The 13,511-nt window shown below is 72.1% G+C and carries 12 protein-coding genes and 1 pseudogene; 3 read left to right on the top strand and 10 right to left on the bottom strand.

Going from position 1 to position 13,511, the window contains the following annotated elements:
* Positions 1 to 9: 9 nt before the first annotated feature.
* From F8566_RS38555 to F8566_RS38515, 9 genes are read right to left on the bottom strand one after another with little or no spacing between them, the layout of a single operon-like run.
* Positions 10 to 816 (bottom strand): class I SAM-dependent methyltransferase, encoded by an 807-nt coding sequence (locus tag F8566_RS38555; RefSeq protein WP_151567229.1) that lies wholly within the window; start codon positions 814 to 816, stop codon positions 10 to 12.
* Positions 809 to 1,693 carry a class-II aminoacyl-tRNA synthetase family protein gene (locus tag F8566_RS38550; RefSeq protein ID WP_151567227.1) on the bottom strand — a complete coding sequence of 295 codons (885 nt, stop codon included), beginning with the start codon at positions 1,691 to 1,693 and terminating at the stop codon, positions 809 to 811. Before F8566_RS38550 ends, F8566_RS38555 begins: the two co-directional genes overlap by 8 nt.
* Complete coding sequence (locus F8566_RS38545) at positions 1,674 to 1,955, bottom strand: acyl carrier protein (RefSeq protein WP_151567225.1); 282 nt, start codon at positions 1,953 to 1,955, stop codon at positions 1,674 to 1,676. The genes F8566_RS38550 and F8566_RS38545 overlap by 20 nt, the downstream gene beginning before the upstream one ends.
* On the bottom strand, positions 1,943 to 2,854 hold the full coding sequence (locus tag F8566_RS38540) for a diiron oxygenase (protein ID WP_151567223.1): 912 nt from the start codon (positions 2,852 to 2,854) through the stop codon (positions 1,943 to 1,945). The genes F8566_RS38545 and F8566_RS38540 overlap by 13 nt, the downstream gene beginning before the upstream one ends.
* A 17-nt stretch (positions 2,855 to 2,871) precedes the next feature.
* Positions 2,872 to 3,930 (bottom strand): hypothetical protein, encoded by a 1,059-nt coding sequence (locus F8566_RS38535; protein ID WP_151567222.1) that lies wholly within the window; start codon positions 3,928 to 3,930, stop codon positions 2,872 to 2,874.
* 22 nt (positions 3,931 to 3,952) lie between these two features.
* Complete coding sequence (locus F8566_RS38530; RefSeq protein WP_225993891.1) at positions 3,953 to 4,219, bottom strand: acyl carrier protein; 267 nt, start codon at positions 4,217 to 4,219, stop codon at positions 3,953 to 3,955.
* A 59-nt stretch (positions 4,220 to 4,278) separates the two neighbouring features.
* The gene (locus F8566_RS38525) at positions 4,279 to 5,280 is read right to left on the bottom strand and encodes a ribonucleotide-diphosphate reductase subunit beta (protein WP_192810082.1); all 1,002 of its coding nucleotides are present in this window, start codon (positions 5,278 to 5,280) and stop codon (positions 4,279 to 4,281) included.
* A complete protein-coding gene (locus F8566_RS38520; protein WP_151567218.1) occupies positions 5,277 to 6,248 on the bottom strand; it encodes a PaaI family thioesterase in 972 nt (323 codons plus the stop codon). The genes F8566_RS38525 and F8566_RS38520 overlap by 4 nt, the downstream gene beginning before the upstream one ends.
* Positions 6,245 to 8,005 (bottom strand): AMP-binding protein, encoded by a 1,761-nt coding sequence (locus F8566_RS38515; protein WP_151567216.1) that lies wholly within the window; start codon positions 8,003 to 8,005, stop codon positions 6,245 to 6,247. The genes F8566_RS38520 and F8566_RS38515 overlap by 4 nt, the downstream gene beginning before the upstream one ends.
* A gap of 378 nt (positions 8,006 to 8,383) precedes the next feature.
* On the opposite strand from F8566_RS38515, the gene F8566_RS38510 reads away from it, so the two are divergent.
* From F8566_RS38510 to F8566_RS51850, 3 genes and pseudogenes are all read left to right on the top strand, one after another.
* The gene (locus F8566_RS38510) at positions 8,384 to 9,460 is read left to right on the top strand and encodes a zinc-binding dehydrogenase (RefSeq protein WP_151567214.1); all 1,077 of its coding nucleotides are present in this window, start codon (positions 8,384 to 8,386) and stop codon (positions 9,458 to 9,460) included.
* 14 nt (positions 9,461 to 9,474) lie between these two features.
* Positions 9,475 to 10,746: an aspartate aminotransferase family protein gene (locus F8566_RS38505; RefSeq protein WP_151567212.1), complete on the top strand. Its 1,272-nt coding sequence runs from the start codon at positions 9,475 to 9,477 to the stop codon at positions 10,744 to 10,746.
* Positions 10,743 to 12,143, top strand: a pseudogene (locus F8566_RS51850) (cation:proton antiporter domain-containing protein); the annotation flags it as partial. The gene F8566_RS38505 and the pseudogene F8566_RS51850, both read left to right, overlap by 4 nt.
* 33 nt (positions 12,144 to 12,176) lie before the next feature.
* On the opposite strand, the gene F8566_RS38495 reads toward F8566_RS51850, so the two are convergent.
* A complete protein-coding gene (locus tag F8566_RS38495; RefSeq protein ID WP_192810081.1) occupies positions 12,177 to 13,199 on the bottom strand; it encodes an AraC family transcriptional regulator in 1,023 nt (340 codons plus the stop codon).
* Between the last annotated feature and the right edge of the window lie 312 nt (positions 13,200 to 13,511).

Genomic DNA, 13,511 nt, shown 5'->3' with positions numbered 1-13,511 from the left:
TCTCCTCGCTCAGTGGTCGTTCTCAGAAGAGGGGCGGTGGCCCCACACCGACATCAGGGTCTGCGTGAGCATGTCGTGCTCGGGGTCGTCGAACCGGGCGTGCAGGGCCTCGGCCTCCCCGGCCGTCATGTGGCCCTGCTCGATCAAGGTCGGCAGCAGACGGTCGAAGGTCTGCCGGTACATCGGCTCCAGCGGGAACGTCGCGCCGCGCAGCGACAGCACGATCCCCTCGGCGTCCACGTCCCGCAGGCCGATGCTCCGCATGAGCGTGGGCAGCCGCCGTCCGAACGCGGTGTCGAACCCGACGGCCCGCAGGAAATCGGAGACCGCACCGATGGCCTTCTCGGCCGCCTCGTTCGGCAGCGCGGGGCCGTACGAGCCCCAGTCGAAGTCCTCGACGAGCACCGCGCCACCGGGCACGAGCCCCTCCACCATCTTGCGCAGGACCTGCTCGCGCTGGGGAAGGTGGCCGAGCAGCAGCCGCGCGTGGGCCACGTCGTACGGCCCGGCGGGGAGTTCCTCGTTGACGGCGTCGTTCCGTACGACGTCGAGCTGCGGATACTTGTCGGCCAGCGGCTCCAGGAACCGCGGGTCGACGTCGGTGGCGACGACCCGTCCGTCGGCACCCACTTCCTCGGCCGCCCAGCGGGCGACGCTCCCGCCGCCCGCTCCCAGCAGCAGCACGCGCGCGCCCGGCACCACGCCGAGGCGGCTCAGCCGGGCGGTCGTGCGCGGGTCGTACGCCGCCTCGATGGCCTCCAGGCGCCGGCGTTCGCCCTCGTCGGCGTTGGACAGGACGTAACCCTTGTCAGACATCAGTGATCCTTTGGAGCAGGGCGGCCGGGTCTTCGCCGAAGTGGTCGCCGAGGGCGCTCAGCCAGCGTTCGAGGCCGAACGCGACGCAGCCGGTGTAGGCGGGCTCGCCGTCGCCGGTGCCGATGTCGCAGCGCTCGCCGAAGAAGTTGCGGTGGAAGTTGACCGAGGCGATCGCGAGGGATCCGCCGTAGACGAACTCCTCCTTGACCGGGAAGAGCTTCTGCGACAGGGCGCGCGCGCCGTTCGGGTCGAAGAACGGGTCCGTCGCCGCCTCGACCTCCAGCGGCAACCCGAGGGCGGCGACATGGTCGAGCACCTTCTGCTTGAAGTGCTCCAGGTGGGCCAGCACACTGTCGCGGTCGCCCACGCACACGATCTCCCGCATGGTGAAGCCGCGCAGCCGCCGGAGCCCGTCGAAGTGGTCCTCACGGCGGAAGCAGTTCGCGACCGTCGTGACCCGCCGCGCCCCGCCGTCCAGCCGTTCGCCCGCCAGGTCGAAGTAGACGCCGTAGCAGGCGGCCGGTGGCAGTACGTGGGCCGCCGGCGCCAGCCGCCCGCCCGGCACCGAGTCCACGGGCACCTCGCCGGGATATCCCGCCTCGATGGCCTCGCGGCTCAGCCCGCCCGCCAGCATCCCGAGGTGCGGGAAGTTGGCGAAGTAGTCGACCTTGGCGAGGTCCACGGCCGTCATGAGCGGCGGGTACGCCATGGCGCGCGCACCCCCGGCCTCTCCCCACGCCGCGAAGCGGGCGTCCAGCGCCGAACGCAGCGCCAGCGCGTCCGGCCCCAGCGTGGCCAGGCCGTCCTGGACCTTCAGCCCGGTGTCCCAGGCGGTCCGCGCCCCAGGTGAACGGACCTCAGTCGTTGGCGACGTCATGGAGGAACCTCGCTGCGATCCGGTTGACGGTGCGGAAGTCTTCGGGGCTGACCTGGTCGAGGCTGATCTCCCGGCCGGTGTGCTCCTCCAGCGCGTACAGGAAGTTCACGAAGCCGAGGGAGTCGAGCACGCGGCTCTCGATCAGGTCCAGGTCCGGATCGATGGAGTCCAGGTCGGGACGCTTGGTCAGCAGGTAGTCGACGATGAAGGCGATGCCGACGGTGTTCGTCGCGGTGGTCGGCTCGTTGGTCAGTTCGGGCATGCCGGTGGGATCCTGTCGTCGGAGAAGATCTTCTCGTTCACCATGAAGCTCACCGAGCGCCGCAGGACCGTGCGGGTGTAGTCCTCGTGGGCGGGATCGGCGAGCACCGCGCGGCGCACCTGGTACGGCTCGGGCAGCCCGGCGTCGCGGTAGACCGCGGGGCTGACCATCGAGTCGACCGAAGACCGCATGTACTGCTTGAGGTAGCGCTCCAGCTCGGCCAGTTCGCCCTGGCCGAGGGTGTCCCGGAGCCGTGCGTGCAGCAGCGCGACGGCCTGCCGGCCGAACGCGATGTGCCGGGACTCGTCCTGGTGGTGAACCTGGTTGACCTGCTGGATCGTGGGATGGAGCCGGTCGTCCACGCCCATCTTCTGGTTGAACACGTCCACGATCTCCTCGAAGATCAGCAGCCGCGAGAAGACCAGGAAGTGGTCGGCCTCCGGGATGCCGGGCCCCGCGAAGGCCATGGCCCGGTTGGGGTAGATGCGCCCGTAGTTCAGGCAGAACTTGGCGAAGAACCACATGTGCTCGTTCTCTTCGCCGATGACGTGGTGGAAGTACTCCGACGGGAGGGCGAACTCGTCGGTGTGGATCCGCGCGATCATCTCGGTGAGCAGCTCGCGGATGCCGTGCACGTTCAGGCTGTAGAAGTTGAGGCTCTCCCACCGGCTGACGGCGCGCAGCTGCTTCTCCGTCAGCGTCTTCCCATACTCGGTGTTGTGCAGGGTCAGCAGCTCCGGGGACATCCACCAGGCGTCCTCGGGCAGCGACTCGGGCCAGTCGAACAGCGTGTAGGGGTCGTAGTAGTCCCGCTGGGACATGGTGATCAACCGGTCGAGGACGGTCTTGAACCGCTCGTCGGTGGCGCCGGTGGCGTCGGCGGCAAGGTCCGGTGGCATCTCCGCTCCTCTGAAGGTCAGGAAGTAGGGGCTCCGGCGGCCCTGCGGATCACCGTCCGCCGCGTGGGGACGTGCTCGTCCCCGCCGCAGCCGTGGTACGCCAGCAGGGATCCGGCGGGCAGGCCGGTGGGCAGCAGCCGGTTCAGCCGCGAACCCCGGCAGGTCTCGGCGAACCGCGGATGCGGGGAGCGCGCGTAGCCCGACAACAACACGAAGATCGGGTCGATCGGCTTGCGCACGCCGTCCTCGTCGACCACCTCGACCCAGGCGTGCGCCAGGTCGAGCATGCCGAGGATCCAGCCGCGGCGGGTGACCGACTCGAACCCCGCCGCGCGGAAGAGCCGTTCCAGGTGCAGGCTCGCCGAGATGCAGGGCGCGACGCCGTGGGCGAGGACCCGTTCGTCCTCGCACTGCAGCGCCTCGGGCATCCGTGCCCAGCGCCGCCCGGCCGCCATGAAGTCCTCGACGATCCGGCGGATGACCGGGGACCGCAGCGTGCCGGGCCGTCCCCGGGTCCGCAGCCGCCCGCGCACACCGAGCCCGGTCGAGCCGCGCGCGGTGATCCAGTCCGGGCCCCGCTCGGCGTCGTCCGGCGAGGTCTCCAGCATCAGCACCTCGCCGCCGAACTCCTCCGGCCGGGGCATGGCCAGCCGCCATACGGGATCGTCGCCGCACCCCTCCGGGCGGGGGCACTCCAGCTCGACCGAGAACCGCCACTCCAGGGGCTGGAACCAGGAGTCCGGTTCGCCGTTCATCCAGCGCAGCGCGAACTCGATGCTCCGTTCGGGCACCGAGGCCCCCGAGCCCGACGCCAGCGAGAGGTTGAACAGGTCGTACCGGTCGAACAGCTCGGCACCGGCCGGCCCGCCACATGGCAGGCCCGCCGCGATGAGGGCGTCGAGCACGCCGTCGCCGCAGCGCAACATCTCCAGTGCGCCCTCACGGCTCACGATCTCCTCGCGGTATTCCGCGGGGATGGTGAAGAGCCGTGCGAGCGCCCCCAGCCAGCCTCCGGTTCCGGCCGGAACCGCGGCCTTCGCACCGGGCACGGCCGTACGGGACGTGTCGAGCCGCATGGCGCCCCCTCCCAGATCCAGATCAGGCGCCGGCGCCGGACAGCCGTCGCACGAGTTGTTCCACGTCGCCGACCGTGACGACGTCGAAGGCCTGCTCGTCGTCGATCGGCTGCAGCTCGAACTCGGTCTCCAGCACGAGCGCGAGCTCCACGATGGCCACCGAGTCGTAGCCCAGGTCGTTCATCACGTCGTGGTGGGACTCGGCGGTCCGCTCGCCCAGCGGGGACATGCGGCCGATGAGGTCCCGCACGCGCCGTCCCAGGTCTTCGGTCGTCTCCGTGGTCTCCATGTACGCCTCTCTCAGGTCCTAGGTCCGTCGGATATGGATGGGGAAGGATCGGGCCGCGATCAGGCCGCGGCGGCGCGGCGGACGGGGTGCTCGGTGTCCCAGCGCTCGCGGTACTCGTCCATCGCCTGGTCACAGCCGGACTGCCAGGTCCGCGCGGCCTCGGCGCGGAGCTCTGGCAGCCCGATCACGGCGAGCTGGCGCAACATCCGGTCGCGGGCCATGTCCCACTGCCCGGTGAGCTGCGCCGCACGGCTGCGCAGAGCGATCCGCAGCACGGGGGTGACGGCGCGGGTCTCGGGCGCCACCATCACCCGCGCCGCGAGCCGCGTGCCCGCGAGATAGGTCTCGGCGATGGTGTCGCGGTGCCCTGCGGTCACCCCGTGCCGGGCGGCGATCAGCCCGTACGTCACGTGCCGGGTCTCGTCGCGCGTCACGTTGGTGAGGCCCTCGGTCAGCGCCGGGAGCTTGGCCCGCCGCGCCAGCGTGCGCATGGTGCGCAGCGCGGTCGCCGCCAGCACGCCCTCGGTGATCAGGTGGTACTGGACGAGCGCCTGGTACCAGGCGGTGGTGCCGCCCTCGCCGGGCTCGCGGACCCGGGCGGTCGAGCGCCGCAGGGTCGGCTCGAAGAGGTTGCCGTACGAGGCGGCGGCCTCCAGGGCCTTGCCGTCCGCCGCGTCCTCCAGGTCGATCCCGGCGGCGTCACTCAGATAGTCCTGAAAGAACCGCACGTGCCGGCCCTCGTCAGCGAGCTGCGTGGCCAGATAGATGCGGTCGTCCTCGCTGGGCGCGTGGTCGACCAGCGAGCTCAGCGTCTGTACGACGCAGACCTCGCCGACCTCCAGCTCCGCGAGCGCGGCGAGCAGCTCCTGCCGGATGAACGGCCGCATCTCCTGCCAGACAGGGGCGTCACGGTCGACCTTCACGTCGGCCACGGCCCACTGCTGTTTCTCCCAGCGGCCGTAGAGCTCGCGCGAGGTCGGAAGGGCGGGCAGCGAAGCGTCTCCGGCGTCGGCCGCGTCGGTGATCTCGCTGGTCGTGGTGTCGATGGTCGTGGTGCTCATGCGAACCTCCTGTAGTCCAAGGCGACGGCCAGCTCGGTCAGCGCCTCCTGCCTGCCCTCGGCCCGGGTTCCGGGCCGGCTGAGCAGCTCTGCGAGCGGTGCCTTGCCGCGGATCAGCCGCTGCCATTGCTGGAAGGTTCCGTGGAACCGGGCGTCCCAGCTGCCGGGCCGGTCGTGGGCCGGGTCACCGGTCGCGTCGCCGGTCAGCGGAGTGGTCCGCAGCTCCCGCTCGTCGGCCTCGACGAGCCAGTCAGCGGGTCGCGCGTCCGTGAAGCGCACGGCCACCCGCAGCGGGGCGGTGAGGCGCCCCGGCTTGAAGATCTCCTGGAGCCCGCCGTTCATCTGCCAGCGCATGAACGCCGAGGGGTCGCCCTTGCTCCAGTCGATGGTGTCGGGGCCCCGCTTGCGCGCCTCCATCGCCATGACCCAGAGCTCGCGCGGCACCTCCAGGAACACCCCGCGCGCCTCGAAGCAAGGCTGCGCCGTGCCATCCTGCGCCGTGCCATCCTGCGCCGTGCCATCCTGCGCCGTGTCGTCCTGTTTCGGGGCGCGCGGGGTCGCCTCCAGCCGGACGACGACCGACCTGCGCCGCACCTCGTCCACCCACGAACGCACGGTCAGCGGGATCCCCACGAGCGCGGGTGCCTGGTAGTCGGCCTGCATCCGCCGGGTCATGACGGGCCCGCCCACCTGCTCGGCGGCGACCATCGACATGACCTCGTCGGCGAGGGCCGACAGGTAGCCGCCGTGGGTGATGCCGGGGCCGCCCTCGGCGGTCGGGGGCGGGGTGTGCTCGAAGCGCATCTCCTCGCCCTCCCAAGCGGGCCGGATGGCCAGGCCGCGCTCGTTGCCGCCGCCACAGCCGAAGCAGGTGGGATGGTGCGCGGTGATGCGGTCGGCGGGATCGACGACGGCCGGCCTGGACGCCGTCGTCTCCTTGGTCTCTTTCGGCTCTGTTGTCACGGTCATGACGCGGCCTCCTCGTGCGGCACGGGAACGGTGAGCTCCCAGGGCAGGTCGGCACGGCCCTCGGCGTCGGCGGCGACGTACACGGGCTCGGCCTCCGACGTGCCGATCCGCAGCGCGTTCCACAGGAATCTCCGCCGCGTCTTGCCGCTGGAGGTGCGCGGGATGATCCCGCGGCGCCCCTTGAAGACCGCGATGGCCACCGAGTCGGAGGTGGCGGCGCGCAGCCGCGCCACCGTGTCCTCCACCCAGCTCTCGCCGGAGCTCTCGACGACGGCCGCCGCGACGTCCACGGCGTGGTGGGAGCCGAACACCACGGCGCACCGGCCGGCGCTGATCCCGTCGACCCGGGCCAGCTCGGCCTCCAGGTCCTCGGCGTGGACGCGCCGGCCGCGCACCTTGAGGCTGTCGCCGATCCGGCCCACCACGTAGAGGTGGCCGTCCAGCTGGAAGCCGGAGTCGCCGGTGGTCCAGCCGTCCTGCTCGAAGTCGATGGTCCCGTCGACGGTGGCGTAGCCCGCGGCCATGGAGGATCCGCCGATCTGGATCTCGCCGAACGAGCCCTCCGGAAGGGCTGTGCCGTCCTCGTCGACGATCCGCACCCGTACCCGCCGCATCTCGGGCCCGCAGGCGGTGAGCCAGCCCGCGCCCTTGACCCGGTCGACGCCGAGGGTCGCGGTCTCGGCCACCCGGACCGGCTCCCCGGGGGCCAGTGCCCGCTCGTCGAGCCGGACCACCGGCGAGCTCACGCCCGGCTCGACGCCGGTCACTCCGAGCGTTCCCTCGGCCAGGCCGTACGCGGGCATCAGCGCCTCGCTGCGGAACCCGCGCGGCCGCAGCAGCGCGGTGAACTCGGCGAGCTCGGCCGCGTCGACGCGCTCGGCCCCGCAGATCGCCACCCGCCAGCCGGAGAAGTCCATCTCCGCGATCTCCTGCTCGCGGACGCGGCGGTGGGTGTAGGCGTAGCCGAACGTCGGCGCGGTCGTCATCGTGGCGCCGAGCGATCCGAAGCACTCCAGCCAGCGCAGCGGGGAGCGGATGAACTGGTCCGGGGTCATCAGCCACAGGTCGGCCTGCGAGACGAGCGGGGTGAGGAGGCCGCCGATGAGCCCCATGTCGTGGTAGAGCGGCAGCCAGCTGGCGAACGAGTCGCCGGGTCCCCACTGCGACCACGCGCGCAGCGCGGTGATGTTGTCGTCGAGGTTGTCCCACGTGACGCGCACTCCCTTGGGCCTGCCGCTCGACCCCGAGGTGAACTGCAGCAGCGCGAGGTCCGGCTGCGGGCCGCCCGCGCCACCGGCGCGACCGGGGCCGCCGGCGATCTCCGGCTCGGGGAGGTCCGCCGGCTCGGGCAGCCGCACGAGGGCGTCCGCGAGCCCGGCGGACAGTGCCGCCTCGGCGGCGGCGTCGTACAGCTCGCCGTCGGCGAGGAGGAGCGACGGCCGGGCGACCCGGAGCACACCGGCGACATGCTCGGCGTACTGGGCCCGGCCGCCGAACGTCAGCGGAGTGGCGATCGGTGACGGGGTGAGACCGGCCAGCAGGCAGCCCGCGAATCCGGCCGCGAAGTCGAGGGGGTTCGACAACATCAGTGACACGGGCGTGCCCGCCGGGACACGCCGGTCCCGCAGGAACGCCGCCAGGCGCCGGACGTCCATGGCGAGCCCGGCGTAGGAGTGGAACCGCCAGCCGCCGCCGGGAACGGCCAGCCTGATCCCGTGTGATTCGTCCGGTGCTTCCAGCCAGTCGAGTAGCCCCACTGTGGATTCCCGTCCTGAGTGAACGTCGTGACCTCGGCCGGCCCACGAGGCCGCCGACTACGAGTCAGAACGGTGACACGGCATTTCTTCGAGCGTCAATGTCCACGCTCTCGATCGCGGCGTTATTACAACCTTTTCTGTGCCGCGACACAAAAAACAAGGCCCGGTTGTGCAGCCGCACAACCGGGCCCTCAGAAACTCATCCACCTGGGACGATGACACCGCTACCAGGTGACGCCACCCTAATGGAACGCGCCAAAATATGCGATGCCAAATCAGGTTGGAAATCAACCTTGAGCATTCCCGGTTTCGCGCCCTACATTGAATCGACCCCGGCGGTGACGGCGAATGCGGTGACGCGAATCCCAAGGAGACGGCATGGTAATGGCGGTGGTCGTTCACGAGTCCGGCGGCCCGTGGAAGGCCGAGGACATCGCGCTTCCCGACCCGGGGCCGGGGCAGGTGCGGGTCCGCGTCGCCGGTGCGGGACTCTGCCACTCCGATCTCTCGTTCGCGAACGGGACCCTCCCCGGCGCGTTCCCCGCGGTGCTCGGCCATGAGGCCGCGGGCACGGTCATCGCGGCGGGCCGCGAGGCCGGCTCGCTGCGCGTCGGCGACAAGGTCGTGCTGACCTGGAGCCCGCCCTGCGGCGAGTGCTGGCACTGCGCGCGCCACGAGACGCATCTGTGTTCCCAGGTGGGAGAGCCGCCGGCGCCGTTCGCCGAGCTCTCCGACGGCACGCCGCTCTACCCGGGCCTTGGCGTCGGGGCCTTCGCCGAAGAGACCGTCGTGCCCGCCGCAGCGGCCATACCTGTGCCCGAAGGCCTTCCGCTCGACGTCGCGGGCCTGCTCGGCTGCGCGGTCGCCACCGGCGTGGGGGCGGTGCTCAACACGGCGCGCGTCACGGCGGGCGAGTCGGTCGCCGTGATCGGGCTCGGCGGCGTCGGCCTGTCGGCCGTCCAGGGAGCGCGTGTCGCGGGCGCCGAGGTGGTCTTCGCCGTCGACCCGTCCGAGGACAAGCGCGAGCTCGCGACCCGCCTCGGTGCCACCCACGTCGCGGCGCCCACGCTGGCGATGGGCGGCAGGCTGCGCAAGCTCACCGGCGGACGCGGCGCCGACCACGTCATCGAATGCGTCGGGCGCGCGTCCACGATCCGGAGCGCATGGAGCCTGGCCCGGCGTGGAGGCCGCGTCGTGGTGGCCGGAGCGGGCGCCCGCGACGACTTCGTGCGGTTCAGCGCTCAAGAGCTCTTCCTGCAGGCACGGACACTGCAGGGCTGCGTATATGGCTCGGTCGACCCGGCCACCGACATTCCCACCTATGCCGCCCTCGCGGTCACCGGCGAGCTGGACCCCGCCGCCATGGTCACCGCGCGGTCCCCGCTCGCCGACGCCGGCGCGGCAGCCGAGGCGCTGGCGCGCGGCGAAGGCGCCCGGACCCTGCTCATCCCCTGACCGGAGGCGACACCATGCGAACGACCGACCACACGGCCGCGCGTTCCCGCGAAACGATCGTCGCGGACTACGAGCGGCACATCGGCCGGGCGGCGGCCCGGCTCGCCGGCCAGACCGGCCAGCCCGTCGAGGTGCGCTCCGAAGGCGCCCTGGTCTGGGACGAGGAGGGCCGGCCGCACCTCGACTGCGGCGGCTACGGCGTCTTCATCCTCGGCCACCGGCACCCGGCCGTCCTCGACGCGGTCCGGCGGCAGCTCGACCGGCACCCGCTGGCCACGCGCAGCCTGCTGTCCGGCGAGCTGGCCGAGGCCGCGCAGCGCCTGGCGGCCGCGACTCCCGCCGGGCTGGAACGGGTCTACTTCGCCTGCACCGGGGCCGAGGCGGTGGAGGCGGCGCTCAAGCTCGCCCGTGCCGGTGGCCGCCGCCGCGTCATCGCGATGGCGAACGGCTTCCACGGCAAGACTCTCGGCGCGCTGAGCGTCACCGACCGGCTCGCGTTCCAGACACCGTTCCGGCCCTTGCTGCCCGACATCACGACCGTGCCGTTCGGAGACGCCGAGGCGCTGCGCGAGGCGCTGGCCCACGACGGCCGCAAGGCGTGCGTGATCCTCGAACCCGTGCAGGGTGAGGGCGGCGTGCGCATCCCTCCGCCCGGTTATCTGCGCGAGGTCGCCGACGCGTGCGGCGAGGCGGGCGCGATGCTGATCCTGGACGAGGTCCAGTCGGGACTCGGCCGGCTCGGCACCTGGTGGGGATGCGACGCCGAGGGCGTGCGGCCGGATCTGCTGCTGGCGGGCAAAGGTCTCGGCGGCGGATGCCTGCCGGTGAGCGCCGTCGTCGCCACCGAGGCCGCGTTCGCGCCGCTCGACCGCAACCCGCGGCTGCACAGCTCCACGTTCTCGGGCTACCCGCTGGGCATGGCCGCGGTCACCGCCACGCTGGAGACCATCGAACGCGAGGACATCCCGGCGCGCGCACAACTGCTCGGCAAGCGGCTGTACGAGCACGTCATCGAGGCCTCACACGCGGCCGGCCCCGAGCTGGTGCGCGAGGTGCGCGGGCGCGGGCTGCTGATCGGCGTCGAGCTGTCGCACCCGCGCGTCGCCGGGCGGTTCATGCACGAGCTGCTGGCCCGGCGCGTGATCGCTGCCCACTCGCTCGGCACCGACACCGTGGTGCGCTTCACCCCGCCCGCCACGCTCAGCGAGACCGAGGTCGACTGGTTCGCCAACGCCGTCGGCGAGGCCATGGCCCGGCTCGGTGACGCCGAAGAGCGCGCCACATGACGGGGACCGGGCAGGAGACCGACAAGACCGGCGAGACCGGCGAGACCGGCGAGACCGAACAGGAGACCGCGGCGGGAGCCATGCCGTGGCTCACCCCGCCCGGGCGGCGCCGCCTCGTGACCGTGAGCATCGTGTTCGCCGGGATCCCCGCCGCCGTCGCGGCGACCGTTCTGACCACGCTCGGCTCCGACGGCCGGGAGCCCGGCGGCGGCCACCAGGATTTCGGGGTGGTCGCGCACTTCCTGCTCGCCGCCGCGCTGGTGCTGCTGGCCGCATGGACCGGCGGCAGGCTGGCCGTACGGCTCGGCCAGCCACCGGTCATGGGCGAGATCCTCGCCGGGATCGCGCTCGGGCCGTCGCTGCTCGGCGCGCTCTCCCCCGAGACGATGCGATGGTTGTTCCCGGACCAGGTGCGGCCGATGTTGTCGGCGCTGGCCCAGCTCGGGCTGGTGCTCTTCATGTTCGAGGTCGGACGCGAGCTGGCCGCCGTGCGGTTGCGCGGCGCGGCGCACTCGTTCGTGCTGGTCGCCGTGGCCTCGATGTCCGTCCCGTTCGCCACCGGCATGGCCGCCGCTCCCCTCCTCAGCGACGGCAACACCGGCCCGGCCGGCGCGCCCGCCGCGTTCGCCCTCTTCCTCGGCTGCGCGCTGAGCATCACCGCGTTCCCCGTGCTGGCGCGCATCCTCACCGACCTGAGGCTGACCCGCACCCTGCCGGGGCGCATGAGCCTCTTCGCCGCGGCGGGCGGTGACGGTGTCGCGTGGCTGATGCTGGCGGTCGCGCTCGCCACGGCCGGCGGTCAGAGCGCGGGGGCGCTGGCGCTGACCGCCCTCGGCGCGGTGGCCTACTGCGCGGTCCTGCTGGGCACCGGACGGCGCGTCCTGCTCGGGCTGCCCGCCCTCCGCAGGCCCGGTCCCGCGGCAGGGATCCTGCTGGTGGCCGGGGTGGCCGTGTCGGCCGCGATCACCGAGGCGCTCGGGCTGCACGCGCTGATCGGGGCCTTCCTCTTCGGCATCGCGTGGCCGCCGGGCCATCCGGTCGCGGACGCCGCGGCGGAACGGACCAACTCGGTGGCACGGCCCGTGCTGCTGCCGTTCTACTTCCTGCTGTTCGGCCTCACGTTCGACCTGGGTGCGGCAGGGCTGACCTGGGCGACGGCCGGGCTGACCGGGCTGCTGCTGGTGATGGCGATCGCGACCAAGTTCCTCGGGGCGGCACTCTGCGCGCGCCTGACGGGGGTGTCCGGCCGTGACTCGGTGGCGCTCGGGATCCTCGTCAACACGCGCGGCCTCACCGAGATCGTGGTGCTGATGACCGGGCGCGAGGCGGGCATCATCAACGACCGGCTGTTCACCGTCCTGGTCGTCGTCACGCTGATCACCACCCTCATGACCGCTCCCCTGCTGCGTGTGACCGGCCTCCACCCGGGCTCAGCGGCCGGCGAACTCCCGGGGGGACGAGCCGGTCCAGCGTTTGAACGCGTGGGTGAACGCCGCGGGGCCGGCGAACCCGACCTGACGGGCCACCTGGAGCGACGGGACCCCCTGGAGCAGCAGCTCCTCGGCGAGCGCCCGCCGGGCGTCGGTGACGATGGCGCTGAATGAGCTGCCCTCCTCGGCCAGCCGCCGGCGCAGTGTCCGCTCGCTCATGCCCAGCTCGGCGGCCGCGCTGCCCATGCTCGGCAGCACGGGGAGGCGCCGCAGGACGTGCTCGCGCAGGACGTCGGGGAGCGTGAGCAGGGCCCGGCGCTGAGCCAGCAGCTGCCGGCACTGGTCCTCGATCATGTCCAGCATCGGCCGGTTGGCGAGCGGCATCGGCTCGCTGAGCACGTCCGGGTCGATCCGCACCGCGTGCCGGCTCCCGCCGAACGACACCTTCACGCCGAACGTGTCCTCGTACAGGCCGGCGTGCGGGGGACGCGGCCCTGCGATCTCCACGCCGACCAGCCAGCCGTCCCCCGAGATCAGATCGCCGAGCAGCCGGATGGTCGCGCTCAGCGAGCGCTCGGCGAAGAACCCCCGCACGTCGGCGGGCAGCCGCCCGTTGCTGATCCCCACCCGGAGCTCGCCGTCGCCCTCCTCCGGGGTGATGCCGCAACACGAGTACGTCAGATCCAGGTAGCGGAACGCGAACGCGAGCGCGTCCCGGACCGACGGCGAGCAGAGCATCCCCCAGCCGAGCACGCCGTACACGCTCAGCCGGTAGCGGCTCGCCATGACCAGGCCCAGCGCGGGTATGTGGGCGAGCTCACGCATGACGTTGCGGGCGAGCGCGAGCTCCTGCTCCAGCCGGATCGTCGCCCTGGCGTCCTCAAGGACGGCGGGCGCGATGCCGGTGCCCTCCAGGCAGCGGTCCTGGGGTACGCCGTGCTCCCCCGCGACCTGCACCATCACATGGGCGCTGACCGTCCCGAGGACGGGCAGCCGAGACGGATGAGCCGGGTGCGCGTCCACACCATCGGCTCCATCCGGGCGCGTTAAGCGCATCACGCCCCCTTGCCCCCGTCAGCGGAATGCCGCCAAACCGCCACCTCGTCGAACACCGGAGCCGGTCTCATGGACCCGGGAGAGGCAGGGCGATTGGCCGCAGCAAGCAAGTCCTTGGCCTCTGCCGACAATAACAAGGCGGGGTCCCGGCATGTAACCTTCTCTTACAAGCCGGTCAGAAGCGTTCGACTCAACCGGTGATTGCCATCCCCCGTTGGATGTCTTTGGTACTCATGATCCAACATTCACGAGCACCACCCCCGAGGCATTCATTTCCCC

Source organism: Actinomadura rudentiformis, from assembly GCF_008923185.1.
Classification (GTDB): Bacteria; Actinomycetota; Actinomycetes; order Streptosporangiales; family Streptosporangiaceae; genus Spirillospora; species Spirillospora rudentiformis.
The sequence above is the reverse complement of the archived record's forward strand: the minus strand, read 5'-3'. Positions and strand labels throughout refer to the sequence as shown.

Excerpts from the sequence above, each read along its gene's own strand:
- F8566_RS38555 (WP_151567229.1), bottom strand. The coding sequence starts at position 816 with ATGTCTGACAAGGGTTACGTCCTGTCCAACGCCGACGAGGGCGAACGC.
- F8566_RS38550 (WP_151567227.1), bottom strand. The coding sequence starts at position 1,693 with ATGACGTCGCCAACGACTGAGGTCCGTTCACCTGGGGCGCGGACCGCC.
- F8566_RS38545 (WP_151567225.1), bottom strand. The coding sequence starts at position 1,955 with ATGCCCGAACTGACCAACGAGCCGACCACCGCGACGAACACCGTCGGC.
- F8566_RS38540 (WP_151567223.1), bottom strand. The coding sequence starts at position 2,854 with ATGCCACCGGACCTTGCCGCCGACGCCACCGGCGCCACCGACGAGCGG.
- F8566_RS38535 (WP_151567222.1), bottom strand. The coding sequence starts at position 3,930 with ATGCGGCTCGACACGTCCCGTACGGCCGTGCCCGGTGCGAAGGCCGCG.
- F8566_RS38530 (WP_225993891.1), bottom strand. The coding sequence starts at position 4,219 with ATGGAGACCACGGAGACGACCGAAGACCTGGGACGGCGCGTGCGGGAC.
- F8566_RS38525 (WP_192810082.1), bottom strand. The coding sequence starts at position 5,280 with ATGAGCACCACGACCATCGACACCACGACCAGCGAGATCACCGACGCG.
- F8566_RS38520 (WP_151567218.1), bottom strand. The coding sequence starts at position 6,248 with ATGACCGTGACAACAGAGCCGAAAGAGACCAAGGAGACGACGGCGTCC.
- F8566_RS38510 (WP_151567214.1), top strand. The coding sequence starts at position 8,384 with ATGGTAATGGCGGTGGTCGTTCACGAGTCCGGCGGCCCGTGGAAGGCC.
- F8566_RS38505 (WP_151567212.1), top strand. The coding sequence starts at position 9,475 with ATGCGAACGACCGACCACACGGCCGCGCGTTCCCGCGAAACGATCGTC.